Annotated in this window: 12 protein-coding genes; 5 read left to right on the top strand and 7 right to left on the bottom strand. The window is 41.6% G+C overall.

Annotation, left to right across the window (positions count from 1 at the left end; genetic code table 11):
- Nucleotides 1–4: 4 nt before the first annotated feature.
- The 5 genes from mnmE to rpmH form a co-directional block, all read right to left on the bottom strand.
- Nucleotides 5–1363, bottom strand: coding sequence for a tRNA uridine-5-carboxymethylaminomethyl(34) synthesis GTPase MnmE (gene mnmE, locus K5Q58_RS13170; protein WP_220754389.1), 1359 nt, complete (start codon nt 1361–1363; stop codon nt 5–7).
- Nucleotides 1364–1445: 82 nt separating this feature from the next.
- Nucleotides 1446–3074 (bottom strand): membrane protein insertase YidC, encoded by a 1629-nt coding sequence (yidC, locus tag K5Q58_RS13165; RefSeq protein WP_220754388.1) that lies wholly within the window; start codon nt 3072–3074, stop codon nt 1446–1448.
- A 3-nt stretch (nt 3075–3077) separates the two neighbouring features.
- Nucleotides 3078–3332 (bottom strand): membrane protein insertion efficiency factor YidD, encoded by a 255-nt coding sequence (yidD, locus tag K5Q58_RS13160; protein WP_220754387.1) that lies wholly within the window; start codon nt 3330–3332, stop codon nt 3078–3080.
- Entirely contained in the window at nt 3299–3655 is a 357-nt protein-coding gene (gene rnpA, locus K5Q58_RS13155) for a ribonuclease P protein component (protein WP_102529117.1), read from the bottom strand. Before rnpA ends, yidD begins: the two co-directional genes overlap by 34 nt.
- Nucleotides 3656–3671: 16 nt before the next feature.
- Complete coding sequence (rpmH, locus tag K5Q58_RS13150) at nt 3672–3809, bottom strand: 50S ribosomal protein L34 (RefSeq protein WP_011867659.1); 138 nt, start codon at nt 3807–3809, stop codon at nt 3672–3674.
- 448 nt (nt 3810–4257) lie between these two features.
- On the opposite strand from rpmH, the gene dnaA reads away from it, so the two are divergent.
- The 5 genes from dnaA to K5Q58_RS13125 all read left to right on the top strand — a co-directional run bounded on the left by dnaA (nt 4258) and on the right by K5Q58_RS13125 (nt 11584).
- Entirely contained in the window at nt 4258–5646 is a 1389-nt protein-coding gene (gene dnaA / locus K5Q58_RS13145; RefSeq protein ID WP_220754386.1) for a chromosomal replication initiator protein DnaA, read from the top strand.
- Between the two features lie 19 nt (nt 5647–5665).
- Nucleotides 5666–6766, top strand: a complete 1101-nt coding sequence (dnaN, locus tag K5Q58_RS13140; protein ID WP_220754385.1) for a DNA polymerase III subunit beta — start codon at nt 5666–5668, stop codon at nt 6764–6766.
- A 112-nt stretch (nt 6767–6878) separates the two neighbouring features.
- Nucleotides 6879–7961, top strand: coding sequence for a DNA replication/repair protein RecF (gene recF / locus K5Q58_RS13135; RefSeq protein WP_220754384.1), 1083 nt, complete (start codon nt 6879–6881; stop codon nt 7959–7961).
- Nucleotides 7962–7976: 15 nt separating this feature from the next.
- Nucleotides 7977–10394, top strand: a complete 2418-nt coding sequence (gene gyrB / locus K5Q58_RS13130; RefSeq protein ID WP_220754383.1) for a DNA topoisomerase (ATP-hydrolyzing) subunit B — start codon at nt 7977–7979, stop codon at nt 10392–10394.
- Between the two features lie 107 nt (nt 10395–10501).
- Nucleotides 10502–11584 (top strand): HDOD domain-containing protein, encoded by a 1083-nt coding sequence (locus K5Q58_RS13125; protein ID WP_220754382.1) that lies wholly within the window; start codon nt 10502–10504, stop codon nt 11582–11584.
- A 96-nt stretch (nt 11585–11680) separates the two neighbouring features.
- On the opposite strand, the gene glyS is transcribed toward K5Q58_RS13125, so the two are convergent.
- Complete coding sequence (gene glyS / locus K5Q58_RS13120) at nt 11681–13750, bottom strand: glycine--tRNA ligase subunit beta (protein WP_220754381.1); 2070 nt, start codon at nt 13748–13750, stop codon at nt 11681–11683.
- Between the two features lie 9 nt (nt 13751–13759).
- Entirely contained in the window at nt 13760–14665 is a 906-nt protein-coding gene (glyQ, locus tag K5Q58_RS13115; RefSeq protein ID WP_153915680.1) for a glycine--tRNA ligase subunit alpha, read from the bottom strand.
- Nucleotides 14666–14694 lie beyond the last annotated feature (29 nt).

The raw sequence follows: 14694 nt of genomic DNA, 5'->3' as shown, positions 1-14694 counted from the left end.
AGGGCTATTTACCAATACAAAAAGAACTAAAGATTTTACCGAGGAGATCATCTGAGGTGAACTTACCGGTAATTTCTGACAATGCCATCTGAGCCATTCGTAGCTCTTCTGCGAGTAATTCCCCAGCCAAATACACTTCCAGTTGTTCTTTACCCAGTTGTAAGTGGCTTGCGGCTAAGTCTAATGCTTCTAAATGGCGACGACGGGCGATAAAACCACCCTCAAGGTTGCTTTGATAACCCATGAGGGTCTTAAGGTGTTGTTTAAGTTCTTCAACGCCTAAGCCTGTTTTAGCTGAAATGCGATAAACGTTATAACCGTGCTCATCTGTGGTCATAACAGGCTCGCCGGTTAAATCGGCTTTGTTACGAACAACGGTGACTCCAAGTCTTGATGGCAGGCGGTCTATAAAGTCAGGCCAAATATCATGTGGATTAACGTCGGTAGTCGTGGTGCCATCAACCATGAATAACACCCGGTCTGCAGTTGCTATCTCATCCCATGCACGCTCAATCCCAATTTTTTCAACCGTATCAGCTGTATCACGTAAACCAGCGGTATCAATAATATGCAGTGGCATGCCATCTAAATGGATATGCTCGCGCAAAACATCACGAGTCGTGCCAGCTATTTCAGTCACAATAGCGGATTCTTTACCTGCTAACGCATTCAATAAACTAGATTTACCCGCGTTAGGGCGACCTGCAATGACAACTTTCATGCCTTCGCGAATAATCGAACCCTGTTTAGCACTGGCTTGCACAGAATCGAGTTTGTCGATGATGTTATAAAGCGAGTTAGCAATTTTACCGTCTGATAAAAAATCGACTTCTTCATCTGGAAAATCAATCGCTGCTTCGACGTATAAACGCAAGTTAGTCACTTGCTCAACGAGTTGATGTACTTCATCCGAGAACTCACCTTGGAGCGAGTTTAACGCGCTTTTAGCGGCTTGCTCGCTGGTGGCATCAATTAAGTCAGCTATGGCTTCTGCTTGGGTTAAATCAAGCTTGTCGTTCATAAAGGCCTGCTCACTAAACTCACCCGGTTTAGCTATACGAAGCCCATCGACTTCCATAACACGCTTTATTAGCATATCTAATACGATTTGGCCGCCGTGACCTTGTAGTTCCAATACATCTTCACCAGTAAAGGAGTTAGGTCCTTTAAAGAACAAGGCTATCCCTTGGTCAATGACTTCACCAGTCACACTTTTAAAGTCACAGTAGTCGGCATAACGGGTTTTAGGTAAATGGCCTAAAACGCTTTGTGCGACTTCAGTTGCTTTATCACCTGATACACGAATGATACCGACGCCGCCACGACCTGGTGCGGTTGCTTGTGCCACGATAGTGTCTGTCATTGAAGAAAACCTTGTTGAAAATAGTAAAGGAAAAGGCGGCTTAATAGCCGCCTTTAAAGATTATATCAGTTCGAGCTATGACTTATTTTAAGCCTTTTTTCTCTAAACCGGCATAAATAATCTTTTGTTGTGTGATTGCCACTAAGTTACCAACTAACCAGTAAAGAACTAGTCCTGATGGGAACCATAGGAAGAACACAGTAAAGATAACTGGCATCCACTGCATCATCTTAACTTGCATAGGATCCATGGTTGGTGCCATAGGCTGCATTTTCTGCATTAACCACATAGACACACCCATTAGTAACGGTAGTACGTAGTAAGGATCTTGAACCGATAAATCGTCAATCCAAAGCATGAATGGTGCATGACGCAATTCATAACTTTCTAGTAGTACCCAGTATAATGCGATGAAAATAGGCATTTGCAGCAAGATAGGAAGACAGCCACCCATAGGGTTAACTTTTTCTTTCTTGTACAGCTCCATCATAGCTTGACCCATCTTTTGACGGTCATCACCGAAACGTTCTTTCAGTTCAGCAAGTTTAGGCTGTAGGTTACGCATTTTCGCCATTGAGGTGTATTGCGCTTTAGTCAGTGGATATAAAAGACCACGAACAGATAACGTAATTAAGATAATAGCCATACCCCAGTTAGTTACAATTGACTGGAAGAACATCAGTAACTTGTAAATAGGGATTGCTAGCCACCAAAGGAAACCATAATCAACTACAAGGTTTAAGGTTTCAGAAATACTAGAAAGTGCTTTTTGGTCTTTAGGACCTACGAAGAACTGAGCACTAATAGTTTGCTGGGTACCTGGAGCAATATCATGCACCGCACCGCGGAAACCAATGTTGGCTTGTCCACCAGCACTCATGCTGGTGAAAATAGTGTTCGAATCATTTGCTGGTGGTACCCAAGCCGACACATAGTAATGTTGAAGCATTGCTGCCCAACCGCCTAGTGTTTGTTGGTTTAAGTTACTTTTAGCAATATCTTCAAAATCATACTTTTCGTAACGAACATTCTGAGTAGAGAATGCGGCACCACGGTAAGTCGGCATCATCATACTGCTTTCAGATGCTTGAACGGTTTGCTTAATCTGACCGTACATTTGCATTTGAAGCGGCGCTGCTGTGGTGTTGTTTACATTGTAATCAACGGTCACATCAAACTGGCCACGAGTGAAAGTAAATACTTTGGTATAGCTTGCGCCATTTGCATCTACATAGCTTAATGGTACAGATAAAGTGTCTTGGCCAGCTGCTAATTCATATAGTTCTGATTCAGCAGAAAAATGAGCACGACCGTGAGTACTGCTATCAATACCATCACGTCCGATTAAGCCACTTTGAGAAATATAATTGAATGCACCGTTTTGCTCTAAAAGAACAAAAGCTTCATCGCTATCGATTTCAACTTTATGGTCAACAAGTGCAGCATAAACAATATCACCACCTACTGGGTCGATTTTGATGTTTAGCTGATCAGTGTTAACTGTAATCAGATTTTGAGTCGCCGGTAATTGAACAGGCATGCTTGAATCAGCATCGGGTACATCGCCAATATTTGACGAAGGTACGTTATTCGTTTGAACAACCGATTGTGTTGCTGTCGGTTGTGGTGCTTTATCGTCTTGCCATGCTTGCCAAAGTAAAAAACTGACAAACAGTAGTGCGATAAGCATTAAATTGCGTTGAGATTCCATAGCCTATTTGTTACACCTGTCATTTTTAGGGGGGACGGGATCACTTCCGCCGGGATGTAAAGGGTGACATTTTAGTATGCGTTTCGCTGCAAGCCAACAACCTTTCGCAGTTCCATGCGTTTTTATTGCATCAATCGCATAATAAGAGCACGTTGGGTTGAATCTACAGCGAGGTCCCAGCATGGGGCTGATAAGAAGTTGGTAACCACGAATAGCCTTAGTGGCTAGCCATTGTAACGGCGACTGAGTTTGCGCCATAACTTCTCTGTTAACTTATGTAGTTCTGCATTTTCCATATCGACCACACCATTTCGAACCAAGACAACAATATCAAGATTTGGAATGTCGTGCTGACTTAAACGGAAATTTGTTCTGATTATTCGCTTAATACGATTACGATCACTGGCGTTTTTAACAAAACGTTTTGCAACTGTTAATCCAATACGAGGATGTTGTTCTGAATTAGGTATAGCGAGCAGAGTTATTTCAGCAGAAGATGCTTTGATGGGATTTGAAAATACAGATTTGAATTGCGCGGGAGTTAACAGACGTAACTCCCGCGTAAAAGCATAGCTAGTCACTATGAATATCTACCGATTAAGCAGATAAACGAGCGCGACCTTTTGCACGACGACGTGCAATCACTTTACGGCCGCCTACAGTGGCCATACGTGCGCGGAAGCCGTGAGAACGCTTACGCTTCAGGTTGCTTGGTTGAAAAGTACGTTTACTCATTTTGGCAATCCGTATATTTAGTAGTTAATAAACCTTACATTCTTAAAATAAGAGGCAAGGGCAAAAAAGAGGCCGAATTGTAATCACTTTAATCACTACCGTCAACAAGGAAAGTAGCTATATGCACAATTTTTACCTAATTACTTTTTCATTAAACTCCAATAATTCACCACAGGATGTGGATAACTCTGTGAATCAACACTACATGTAGTGGATCAAAGGCTGTTTAACGAGATCAAAGCGCGGCTATTATAGATCAAGAGTGATCGGTTAATAAAGCAGGATCTGCGAACTAATGCGATTAATTGGATCGTTTTTGATCTTTAAAGATCACAGATATCCACATACAATGATCAGGCTGGGGATAAAAATTTTTTTATCGATAGCGATCATTGAGATCTAACGATAGAATACCCCTCCTTCAACAAACGATATTAAGGAATATTAAGTGGCGGTTTCACTTTGGCAACAATGTATCGACAGGCTGCAAGACGAACTTTCTGCGCAGCAATTCAGTATGTGGATCCGTCCGCTACAAGCTGAAATGGATGGCGATACTTTGGTACTTTATGCACCTAATCGTTTTGTACTCGATTGGGTTCGAGATAAGTACATCAATATCATCAATCAATTTTTTACTGAACAGTTAGGTGGAAATGCCCCTAAGCTGCGTTTTGATATTGGTAGCCGCCCGTCAGCAGTCAGAACTCCTGCACCAGTAAAAGCAGAAGTTAGACAGCCGCAAAGTACACAAGCTAAGCCGCGTGTCAGTACAGCATTTAATACTCAAGCTGAGCCTGTTGAGCATGCTAATCATCGCAGTAATATTAATCCTACTTATCAGTTTGATAATTTCGTTGAAGGTAAATCAAACCAACTAGGTAAAGCTGCAGCGCTGCAAGTGGCAGAAAACCCAGGTGGTGCATACAACCCATTATTTTTATATGGCGGCACCGGTTTAGGTAAAACCCATTTATTGCATGCAGTAGGCAATGGGATTATTAAAAATAATCCCAATGCTAAAGTGGTTTATATGCACTCTGAGCGTTTTGTTCAGGATATGGTTAAAGCATTACAGAATAATGCGATTGAAGATTTCAAACGTTATTACCGTAGTGTTGATGCACTCTTTATTGATGACATTCAATTCTTTGCCAATAAAGATCGTTCACAAGAAGAATTCTTTCATACCTTCAATGCACTATTAGAAGGTAATCATCAGATCATTTTGACATCTGATAAATACCCTAAAGAAATCGATGGGGTAGAAGATCGTTTAAAATCTCGTTTTGGTTGGGGTCTTACGGTTGCTATTGAGCCGCCTGAACTGGAAACTCGTGTGGCGATCTTGATGCGTAAAGCACAAGAGAGTGGCATTAACCTTCCAGATGAAGTGGCGTTCTTTATTGCCAAACGTTTACGTTCAAATGTGCGTGAATTAGAAGGCGCATTAAACCGTGTTATTGCCAATGCTAACTTTACTGGTCGACCGATTACGATTGATTTTGTTCGTGAAGCATTGCGTGATTTATTAGCGCTACAAGAAAAACTGGTCACGATTGATAATATTCAAAAGACCGTGGCTGAGTACTACAAAATTAAAATGGCTGACATGCTATCTAAGCGTCGTTCTCGTAGTGTTGCGAGACCTCGTCAAGTAGCGATGGCATTATCAAAAGAACTCACAAACCAAAGCTTGCCTGAAATTGGGGATGCCTTTGGAGGTCGTGATCATACTACCGTATTACACGCATGCAGAAAAATTGCCCAATTGCGTGAAGAAAGTCATGACATTAAAGAAGATTATGCTAACTTGATACGTACATTATCTTCTTAATATCAGGAAATTGAGACGAATGAAATTTTCAATTGATAGGGATGCCCTATTAAAACCACTTCAATTAGTGTGTGGCGCAGTAGAAAGACGTCATAACTTGCCGATTTTATCTAATCTACTCGTGGAAGTTAGTGAGTACTCACTTAAGCTGACAGGTACGGATTTAGAAGTGGAGCTTGTAGGCCAAGCGCCTATTCAAGGTGACATTGAAGTCGGTAGCACGACTGTTCCCGCTAAAAAGCTTTTAGATATCGTCAAGTCTCTTCCTGAACAAGTCGAAATCAAAATTGAACAACAAGAAAACAAATGGTTATTACGCTCAGGCCGTAGCCGTTTTTCTTTAGCCACTTTGCCAGCATCTGATTACCCCAATGTTGAAGCTTTCCAAGCAGAGATTGAATTCAGTTTAAAGCAGGGCACATTAAAGTCGATTATTGATTCGACCCAGTTCTCAATGGCGAACCAAGATGTTCGATACTATTTAAATGGCTTACTTTTTGAAACTGCGGGTAACTCGTTAAAAGCGATTGCGACAGATGGACACCGTTTAGCACTCAGTCATCGTGATATTGGTATCGAATTACCAGAAAAGCAAGTGATTGTGCCGCGTAAAGGTGTGGTTGAAATGTCGCGCTTATTAGAGAGCGAAGACAAAGAGATTAATATTGCTATTGGTGATAGTGCTATTCGTGCCACCACCGATAATGCCGTATTTACCAGTAAGCTTGTTGATGGACGTTTTCCTGATTATCGTCGCGTGTTACCTAAAGGCGGTAATAAGATTGTAGTCGCGAGTCGTAATCATTTAAAACAAGCATTAACTCGCGCTTCAATTTTATCGAATGAGAAGTTCCGTGGGGTTCGTATTCAGCTTGAGCCAGGATTATTGCGCATTACAGCAAACAACCCTGAGCAAGAAGAAGCAGAAGAAATTATCGACGTTGAATACAATTCTGAAAACTTAGAAATTGGCTTTAATGTGAGTTATCTACTCGATGTATTAAATAACTTAGCCAGTGACGACGTCAGAATCACTCTGATTGATGGAAACTCGAGTGCGTTGATAGAAAACCACGCCGAAGAAGATTCAATGTATGTCGTGATGCCTATGCGTTTATAATTTTGACATGATCTAAATAGATTACTGCGACGTTTTTATCCCAAAAGGTGCTACATTAAGGCACCTTTTTTAGTTTTACTTCTTTGTTGATAGGTTTGAGAAATTACCACTCATGAGTTTAACCCGTCTTAATATCGCCCAGTTTCGCAATATCCTTTCGGCGTCATTACAACCAGAGTCAGGTTTAAATCTGATTTATGGTGAAAATGGCAGCGGAAAAACCAGTATATTAGAAGCTATATATTTTTTGGGAATGGGGCGTTCTTTTCGCAGTCATTTATCTCAAAGAGTGATTAATATTGAGCAAGATAGTTTAACTTTATTTGCTCAACTAGAAATGGCTTCGGGCGAAGCTAAATTAGGTTTAAGACGTTTTCGAAATGGCGATATTGATGTCAAATTAAATGGCGACAAAGTGAAGCGTTTGTCGGTTTTGGCTGAAACATTACCCATTCAAGTTATCACACCGGAAAGTTTTTCTTTGCTATTTGAAGGCCCAAAAGCCCGCCGACAATTTATCGACTGGGGCGCTTTTCATGCGGACGTTAATTTTTATCAAGCATGGGTGAATACAAGAAGAATTTTAAAGCAAAGAAATCAACTTCTTAGAGATGGTTCTTCTTATGCCACAATTCAATTTTGGGATAAGGAATTGGTACGGTATGCTGAACAAGTTACTTCGATACGAAATCAATATGTAGACTCGTTAAATGAGCTACTTAAGGGTATAATCAAAGAGTTTTTACCACGAGTTGATATTAAAGTTTCCTTTACTCGCGGCTGGGATAGCAAAACGGATTTTGCAGAGTTACTCGAAACTCAATATCACAGAGATTTATCATCGGGAAATACAGGCAGTGGACCACATAAAGCGGATTTACGATTACGCGTTGGCAACCTTCCTGTGCAGGATGCATTATCCCGAGGACAGTTAAAATTATTAGTCTGTGCACTGCGTATTGCACAAGGCAAATTGCTTCAAGAACAACAAAACAAGCATAGTATTTACCTTGTGGATGATCTTCCATCTGAGTTGGATGCACAACATAGGCAACTATTGCTAAAACAGTTAACCGAAACCGGTGCACAAATTTTTGTCACAGCGATTGATCCTGTTGCAATAGTCGATTCGCTGGCAAGCCCGCCAAGTAAAATGTTTCATGTGGAACATGGGCAAGTCACGGTAGTTGAATAAAAACGAGAGAGAAATATGTCAGAGAATAGTTATGATTCTTCGAGTATTAAGGTTTTAAAAGGCCTTGATGCAGTTCGTAAGAGACCAGGGATGTACATCGGTGATACAGATGATGGTACGGGTCTTCATCACATGGTATTCGAAGTGGTCGATAACTCTATCGATGAAGCCTTAGCTGGCCACTGTAATGACATTACTATAACCATTCATGCTGACGGCTCAGTGTCTGTAACAGATGATGGCCGTGGTGTCCCAGTTGCTATCCATGAAGAGGAAGGGGTTTCAGCAGCTGAAGTTATTATGACCGTACTTCATGCTGGTGGTAAGTTTGATGATAACTCATACAAAGTATCTGGTGGTTTGCACGGTGTAGGTGTTTCAGTAGTAAACGCGCTGTCTGAAAAGCTGCAAATGACCATTCGTCGTGATGGCCATATTTACGAACAGTTTTACACTATGGGTGTACCTGACGCCCCAATTGCTCCAGTAGGCGACTCTGATAAAACTGGTACTCATATCCGTTTTTGGCCAAGCCCTGAAACCTTCTCTGATACTTTGTTCCACTTTGATATTCTTGCCAAGCGTGTGCGTGAATTATCATTCTTGAACTCAGGTGTGGGTATTCGCTTGGTTGACGAGCGTGATGAGCGTGATGAATTCTTTAAATACGATGGTGGTATTAGCGCATTTGTTGATTACCTAAACCGTAACAAAACACCTATTAACAAAGATGTCTTCCATTTCACCCATGAGCGTGAAGATGGCATTACAGTTGAAGTAGCAATGCAATGGAATGATGGTTACCAGGAAAGTATTTTCTGTTTTACCAACAACATTCCACAGCGTGATGGTGGTACTCACTTAGCGGGTTTCCGTGGTGCATTAACACGTAACTTAAATAACTACATGGAGCGCGAAGGTTTCAATAAGAAAGGTAAAACCAGTGCAACGGGTGATGATGCTCGTGAAGGTTTAACCGCGGTTATTTCAGTAAAAGTACCCGACCCTAAATTTAGCTCACAGACCAAAGATAAATTGGTATCAAGTGAAGTTAAAGGTGCAGTAGAACAAACAATGGGTGAGCAGTTAAATGATTACCTATTAGAAAACCCTGTCGATGCTAAACTGATTGTCGGTAAGATTGTTGATGCAGCGCGCGCTCGTGAAGCGGCACGTAAAGCCCGTGAAATGACTCGTCGTAAAGGCGCATTAGATTTAGGCGGTTTACCTGGTAAACTTGCAGATTGCCAAGAGAAAGACCCTGGCCTTTCTGAAATCTACATAGTGGAAGGGGACTCTGCTGGCGGATCAGCCAAGCAGGGACGTAACCGTAAAAACCAAGCGATTCTTCCGCTTAAAGGTAAAATTCTAAACGTTGAAAAAGCACGTTTTGATAAAATGCTTTCTTCTCAAGAAGTGGCAACACTGATTACTGCATTAGGCTGTGGTATTGGTCGTGAAGACTATGACCCAGAAAAGACTCGTTACCATAACATCATCATCATGACCGATGCCGACGTCGATGGCTCGCACATTCGTACGCTGCTATTGACCTTCTTCTTCCGTCAAATGCCAGAGTTGATTGAGCGCGGTTATATCTATATTGCACAGCCACCTTTATTTAAAGTTAAAAAAGGTAAGCAAGAGCAATATCTAAAAGATGAGCCAGCATTAACTGAGTACTTAACAACGCAAGCGTTAGATGGCACTCATATTTACCCAACTGCTGGTGCACCTGGCATGTCAGGTGAACCACTAGAGCGTTTAGTGGCTCAGTACCGTGAAGTTGAAGCGATTATTGAACGTTTAGCTAAACGCTACCCTGAGTCGATTACTAATCGCATGATCCACCATCCAGGCATTTCAAATGAAATGTTGTCTGATGAGGGGCAAATGAAACAGTGGTGTGATGCATTCGTCGCAGACTTAATTGAACTTGAGTCTGATGGTGTTATCTACAGCATAGAGCCAGTATTAGATCCAGAGCGTAAAGCTTACTTACCTAGCCTAACTATTCGTAAGCACGGTATTGATACTAATTACTTGTTCAGCTACGACTTCTTCCAGTCAAATGACTACACGCTAATTGCTAAGTTAGGTAAAGCGTTAGACGGTATGATTGAAGAAGGTGGTTACATCAAACGTGGCGAGCGCATGAAAGAAGTTGAGAGCTTTATTGAAGCACTTGACTGGACCATGAGCGAAGCGAAACGTGGTTTATACATTCAACGTTATAAAGGGTTGGGTGAAATGAACCCTGAACAATTGTGGGAAACTACAATGGATCCTGAAACACGCCGTATGTTACGAGTGACCATTGAAGATGCTGTTGGTGCTGACCAATTATTCACGACCTTAATGGGCGATCAAGTAGAGCCGCGTCGTGACTTCATTGAAACCAACGCGCTGAACGTTGCTAACTTAGACGTATAATGCATCTCTGTTAAATTAAATGGGTGCCAAGTGGCACCCATTTTTAGTTTTAACCCTTTTAAACCAGCTTTTTCCAATGTTGTTACCTGTCTAAGTGGTATTTTGTCATGTTTAAAAAGCTATTTTATAAGTTGTTTAATGTTCGTCCGACCCAAGAGGTCAATGCTGCTAAATCATTAGACAGCCAACAATCTGTGTTATTAAAACGCCCAGCTAATTCACAAGTTGCGTCTAGGCCAAAGCAAGCTAGTCATCAACAAACTACTGAGCAAGTCTCCGTTGCCGTGCCGACAAGTGTTCTTGATGCTAGTGCACTGTTTTATAGTTTGTTATTTCCATCAAGTAGCCAAGATACAGGTGCAATGGCAAATGACTTAGAGCGCAGTGTGCTGACTAAGATTGAACAGGCTTTTACAGCGCCGCAGGCTATTGCTGAAAAGGTACTTAAACTACCTAGTCGATTATCAGAAGTAGACAGACAAATAGCTCAATCAGATGTCGATACTAAGTCTTTGCTTCTGCGGATAGAGCAAGATCCGGTATTGAGTATTGAAGTATTGAAGTTGTGTAATTCGAGTGCTTTCAAACGCTCTGATAAGCAAATCACCAGCTTGCAACAAGCTGTTGTGCAGATTGGTTTAAGCCAATTACAACTATTTGTACGAACAAGCTTAATGAAGGAAATGATTAACATTAAGCCTATTTATTTCAGACGCTTTGGCGCTGAAATTTGGCGCCACTCTATGCAGGTAGCCTTTTTAGCTAATGAACTTGCAGAATATGATGGTGATACCGCATTCTTTTTAGGCTTACTACATGACGTTGGCAAAATTGCTATTTTTAAAATGATGATTGAAGCGTTTCGACAAGCTGAACCTGGTGAGCAGCCTAGTTCGATATTGTTTAAGCAAGTCATGACGACCAAGTCATTAGGACTCAGCGCATTGCTTGTTAAATATTGGCAATTACCCGCTGAATTTGAAGTGCCGTTAACCCAATTGGCTAACTGTCATCACAAACCAACAGATAGCATGGCTTTGATAATATGGCGTGCCAATATCATTAGTGAATGTTCGATGCTTAAACAGGTGGATAAGCTGACAGAGCAGGCGCAGTCGCAGTTGCTTTCTCAAGTCGCTATTAGCCATGATGAGTTTGAGTTACTGCATCAAAAGTTAATCACTCTATAATGTAACTTTAGTTGGATGTTCATTTAATCTACACTGATGTTAGCCATAAAAAAACGCGCCATAAGGCGCGCTTTTGTTGTGATGACTCAGATATCATTATTGTAATAATGAAATATCAGCGGCATGTAAGAATTGCTCACGTAGACTATTAAGAAGTGCTAAACGGTTATTCTTAAGTGCTGCATCATCTGCCATAACCATTACATCTTCGAAGAAGGTATCAACGCTTTCACGTAAACCAGCAAGAAGATCTAATGCTTGTTGATAGTTTGCTGCAGCAAATAATGGTGCAAGTTGTGGTTGCAGTTCAGCTAACTTTTCAGCTAATGCTTTCTCAGCACTTTCAACGAGAAGCCCAGAATCAATAGTAGATGGGATTTCGCCTTCAACTTTAGCCAAGATGTTAGATACACGCTTATTAGCAGCAGCAAGAGCTGATGCTTGCTCTAACGTTCTAAAGTGAGCCACAGCTTTAATGCGGCTTTCAAAATCAGCAGGTGCAGTTGGTTTACGTGCTAGTACAGCGAGAATAACGTCAACGCCTACACCTTGATCTTGATACCAAGAACGGAAACGGCCCATAAAGAACTCAAGAACCTGTTCAGATACGTTTTCGTTAGTTAGGTTTTCACCGTGTAATTCTTTTGCTTTAGCAATTAAATCAACTAAATCTAGCGGTAAGTTGTTTTCTAAACAAAGACGTAAAATACCGATAGCTGCACGACGAAGTGCGAATGGATCTGCTGCGCCCTTAGGTGCTTGCCCAATACCAAAAATACCCACTAAAGTATCGAGTTTTTCAGCTAACGCGACACAGATAGAAATCGGTGCTGTTGGCACAGTATCGCCAGAGAACTTAGGCTTGTATTGTTCAGCTAAGGCAACTGCAACAGCTTCAGTTTCACCATCTAAGCGTGCGTAATGCATGCCCATAGTGCCTTGAAGATCAGTAAACTCCATCACCATGTTGGTCATTAGGTCAGATTTAGACAGTAAGCCTGCACGAGCGGCTTCTTCGCTATTAGCGTTAATGCTGGTGGCAATGAAACCAGCCATTGCAGAGATACGCTCAACGCGAGCTTTAATCGTGCCTAATTGTTTTTGGAAAACAACAGACTCTAAGCTGGCTAGACGAGTTTCTAATGACTGTTTTTTATCAGTTTCAAAGAAGAATTCAGCATCGGCAAGACGAGGGCGAACCACTTTTTCGTTACCTGAAATAATCTGCTGAGGATCTTTAGACTCAATGTTAGTCACAAAGATAAAATTTGGTAATAGTTGGCCTGCTTTATCAAATACTGGGAAGTATTTTTGATCGCCTTTCATGGTGTAAACCAAAGCTTCAGCAGGAACATCTAAGAACTTTTCTTCAAAGCTTGCTGTTAACACAACAGGCCATTCAACTAATGCGGTTACTTCTTCAAGTAAGTCATCTTCAAGCTCTGCAACGCCGCCAATTTCTTTGGCAGCTATTTCTGCATTTTCTTTAATGATGTCTTTACGACGTTGGTAATCAGCTAATACTTTACCCTGCGTTTCAAGTTCAGTTAAGTAGTTGTCTGCATGATCTAATTCAAAGGTATCAACACCCATGAAACGATGACCACGAATAGTGCGAGCTGATTCGATACCTAACAATTCACCAGCAACGAGTTCATCACCTAAAAGCATAGTGACAGTATGAACTGGGCGGATAAATTGTGTTGTATTACTACCCCAACGCATTGGTTTAGGGATAGGTAATTTATCTAAAGACTTTTGTGCCATTGCAGCAATTAAAGACTTGGTTTCAACACCAACCACTTTAGCTTGGTGTAATAACCATTCGCCCTTGTCTGTTTTTAGACGGTCAGCTTGTTCAACAGTGATTCCGTTACCACGAGCCCAGCCCATAGCGGCTTTAGTTGGGTTTCCTTCAGCGTCAAATGCTTGAGCAACTGCAGGTCCGCGTTTCTCAACCACTTTGTCAGCTTGCGCAACAGCAAGTTGTTCAACACTAATTGCTAAACGGCGAGGCGCCGCATACCAAGTTGCATTTTCATAAGCTAACTCAGCTTTAGTTAGCTCTTCAGTAAAGTTAGCAAGAAATGATTCTGCCAGTTTACGTAATGCTTTTGGCGGTAATTCTTCAGTACCCACTTCAATGAGTAAGTTTTCAACGTTCATATTCTACCTCTACTTACACATTGGGAAACCAAGCGCTTCACGTGCTTGGTAATAAGATTCTGCAACACCTTTTGCCATAGTACGAACACGTAAGATATAACGTTGGCGTTCAGTAACTGAAATAGCATGGCGGGCATCGAGTAAGTTAAATGCGTGCGAGGCTTTCATTACTTGCTCATAAGCTGGTAATGGTAGCGGTTTTTCAAGCGCTAACAGTTTTTGACAGGCTTTTTCACAGTCATCAAATTGCTTAAATAGCACTTCAACATCAGCATGTTCGAAGTTATACGTTGATTGCTCAACTTCATTTTGATGGAAAATGTCACCGTACATGACTTTACCCATAGGGCCGTCAGTCCAGACAAGGTCGTATACGCTGTCGACTTCTTGGATATACATCGCAAGACGCTCTAAACCGTAAGTGATTTCACCAGTTACTGGCTTACATTCTAAGCCACCAACTTGTTGGAAGTAGGTAAATTGCGACACTTCCATGCCATTTAACCAGACTTCCCAACCTAAACCCCAAGCACCAAGTGTTGGCGATTCCCAGTTGTCTTCAACAAAACGAACGTCATGAACGCCCATATCAACACCAAGCGCTTCTAATGAGCCAAGATATAGCTCTTGGATGTTACTTGGAGAAGGCTTAAGCACTACTTGGAATTGGTAGTAATGTTGAAGTCGGTTAGGGTTTTCACCATAGCGACCATCTGTAGGTCGACGACATGGTTGCACGTAAGCACTGCTCATTGGCTCTGGGCCTAATGAACGTAAAAATGTCATCGGGTGGAAAGTGCCTGCACCCACTTCCATGTCTAATGGTTGAACGATTGCGCAACCTTGCTGCGCCCAGTATTCCTGCAGGGTCATAATGAAGCCCTGGAATGTCTTTACGTCGTGTTTCGTCGTCATGTCCGCTTATCTACTGGTTGAGGCTAAAA

Origin of the sequence: Shewanella sp. KT0246 (assembly GCF_019654955.1) — a bacterium.
Classification (GTDB): domain Bacteria; phylum Pseudomonadota; class Gammaproteobacteria; order Enterobacterales; family Shewanellaceae; genus Shewanella; species Shewanella goraebulensis.
This window is presented reverse-complemented; position numbering and strand designations above follow the sequence as displayed.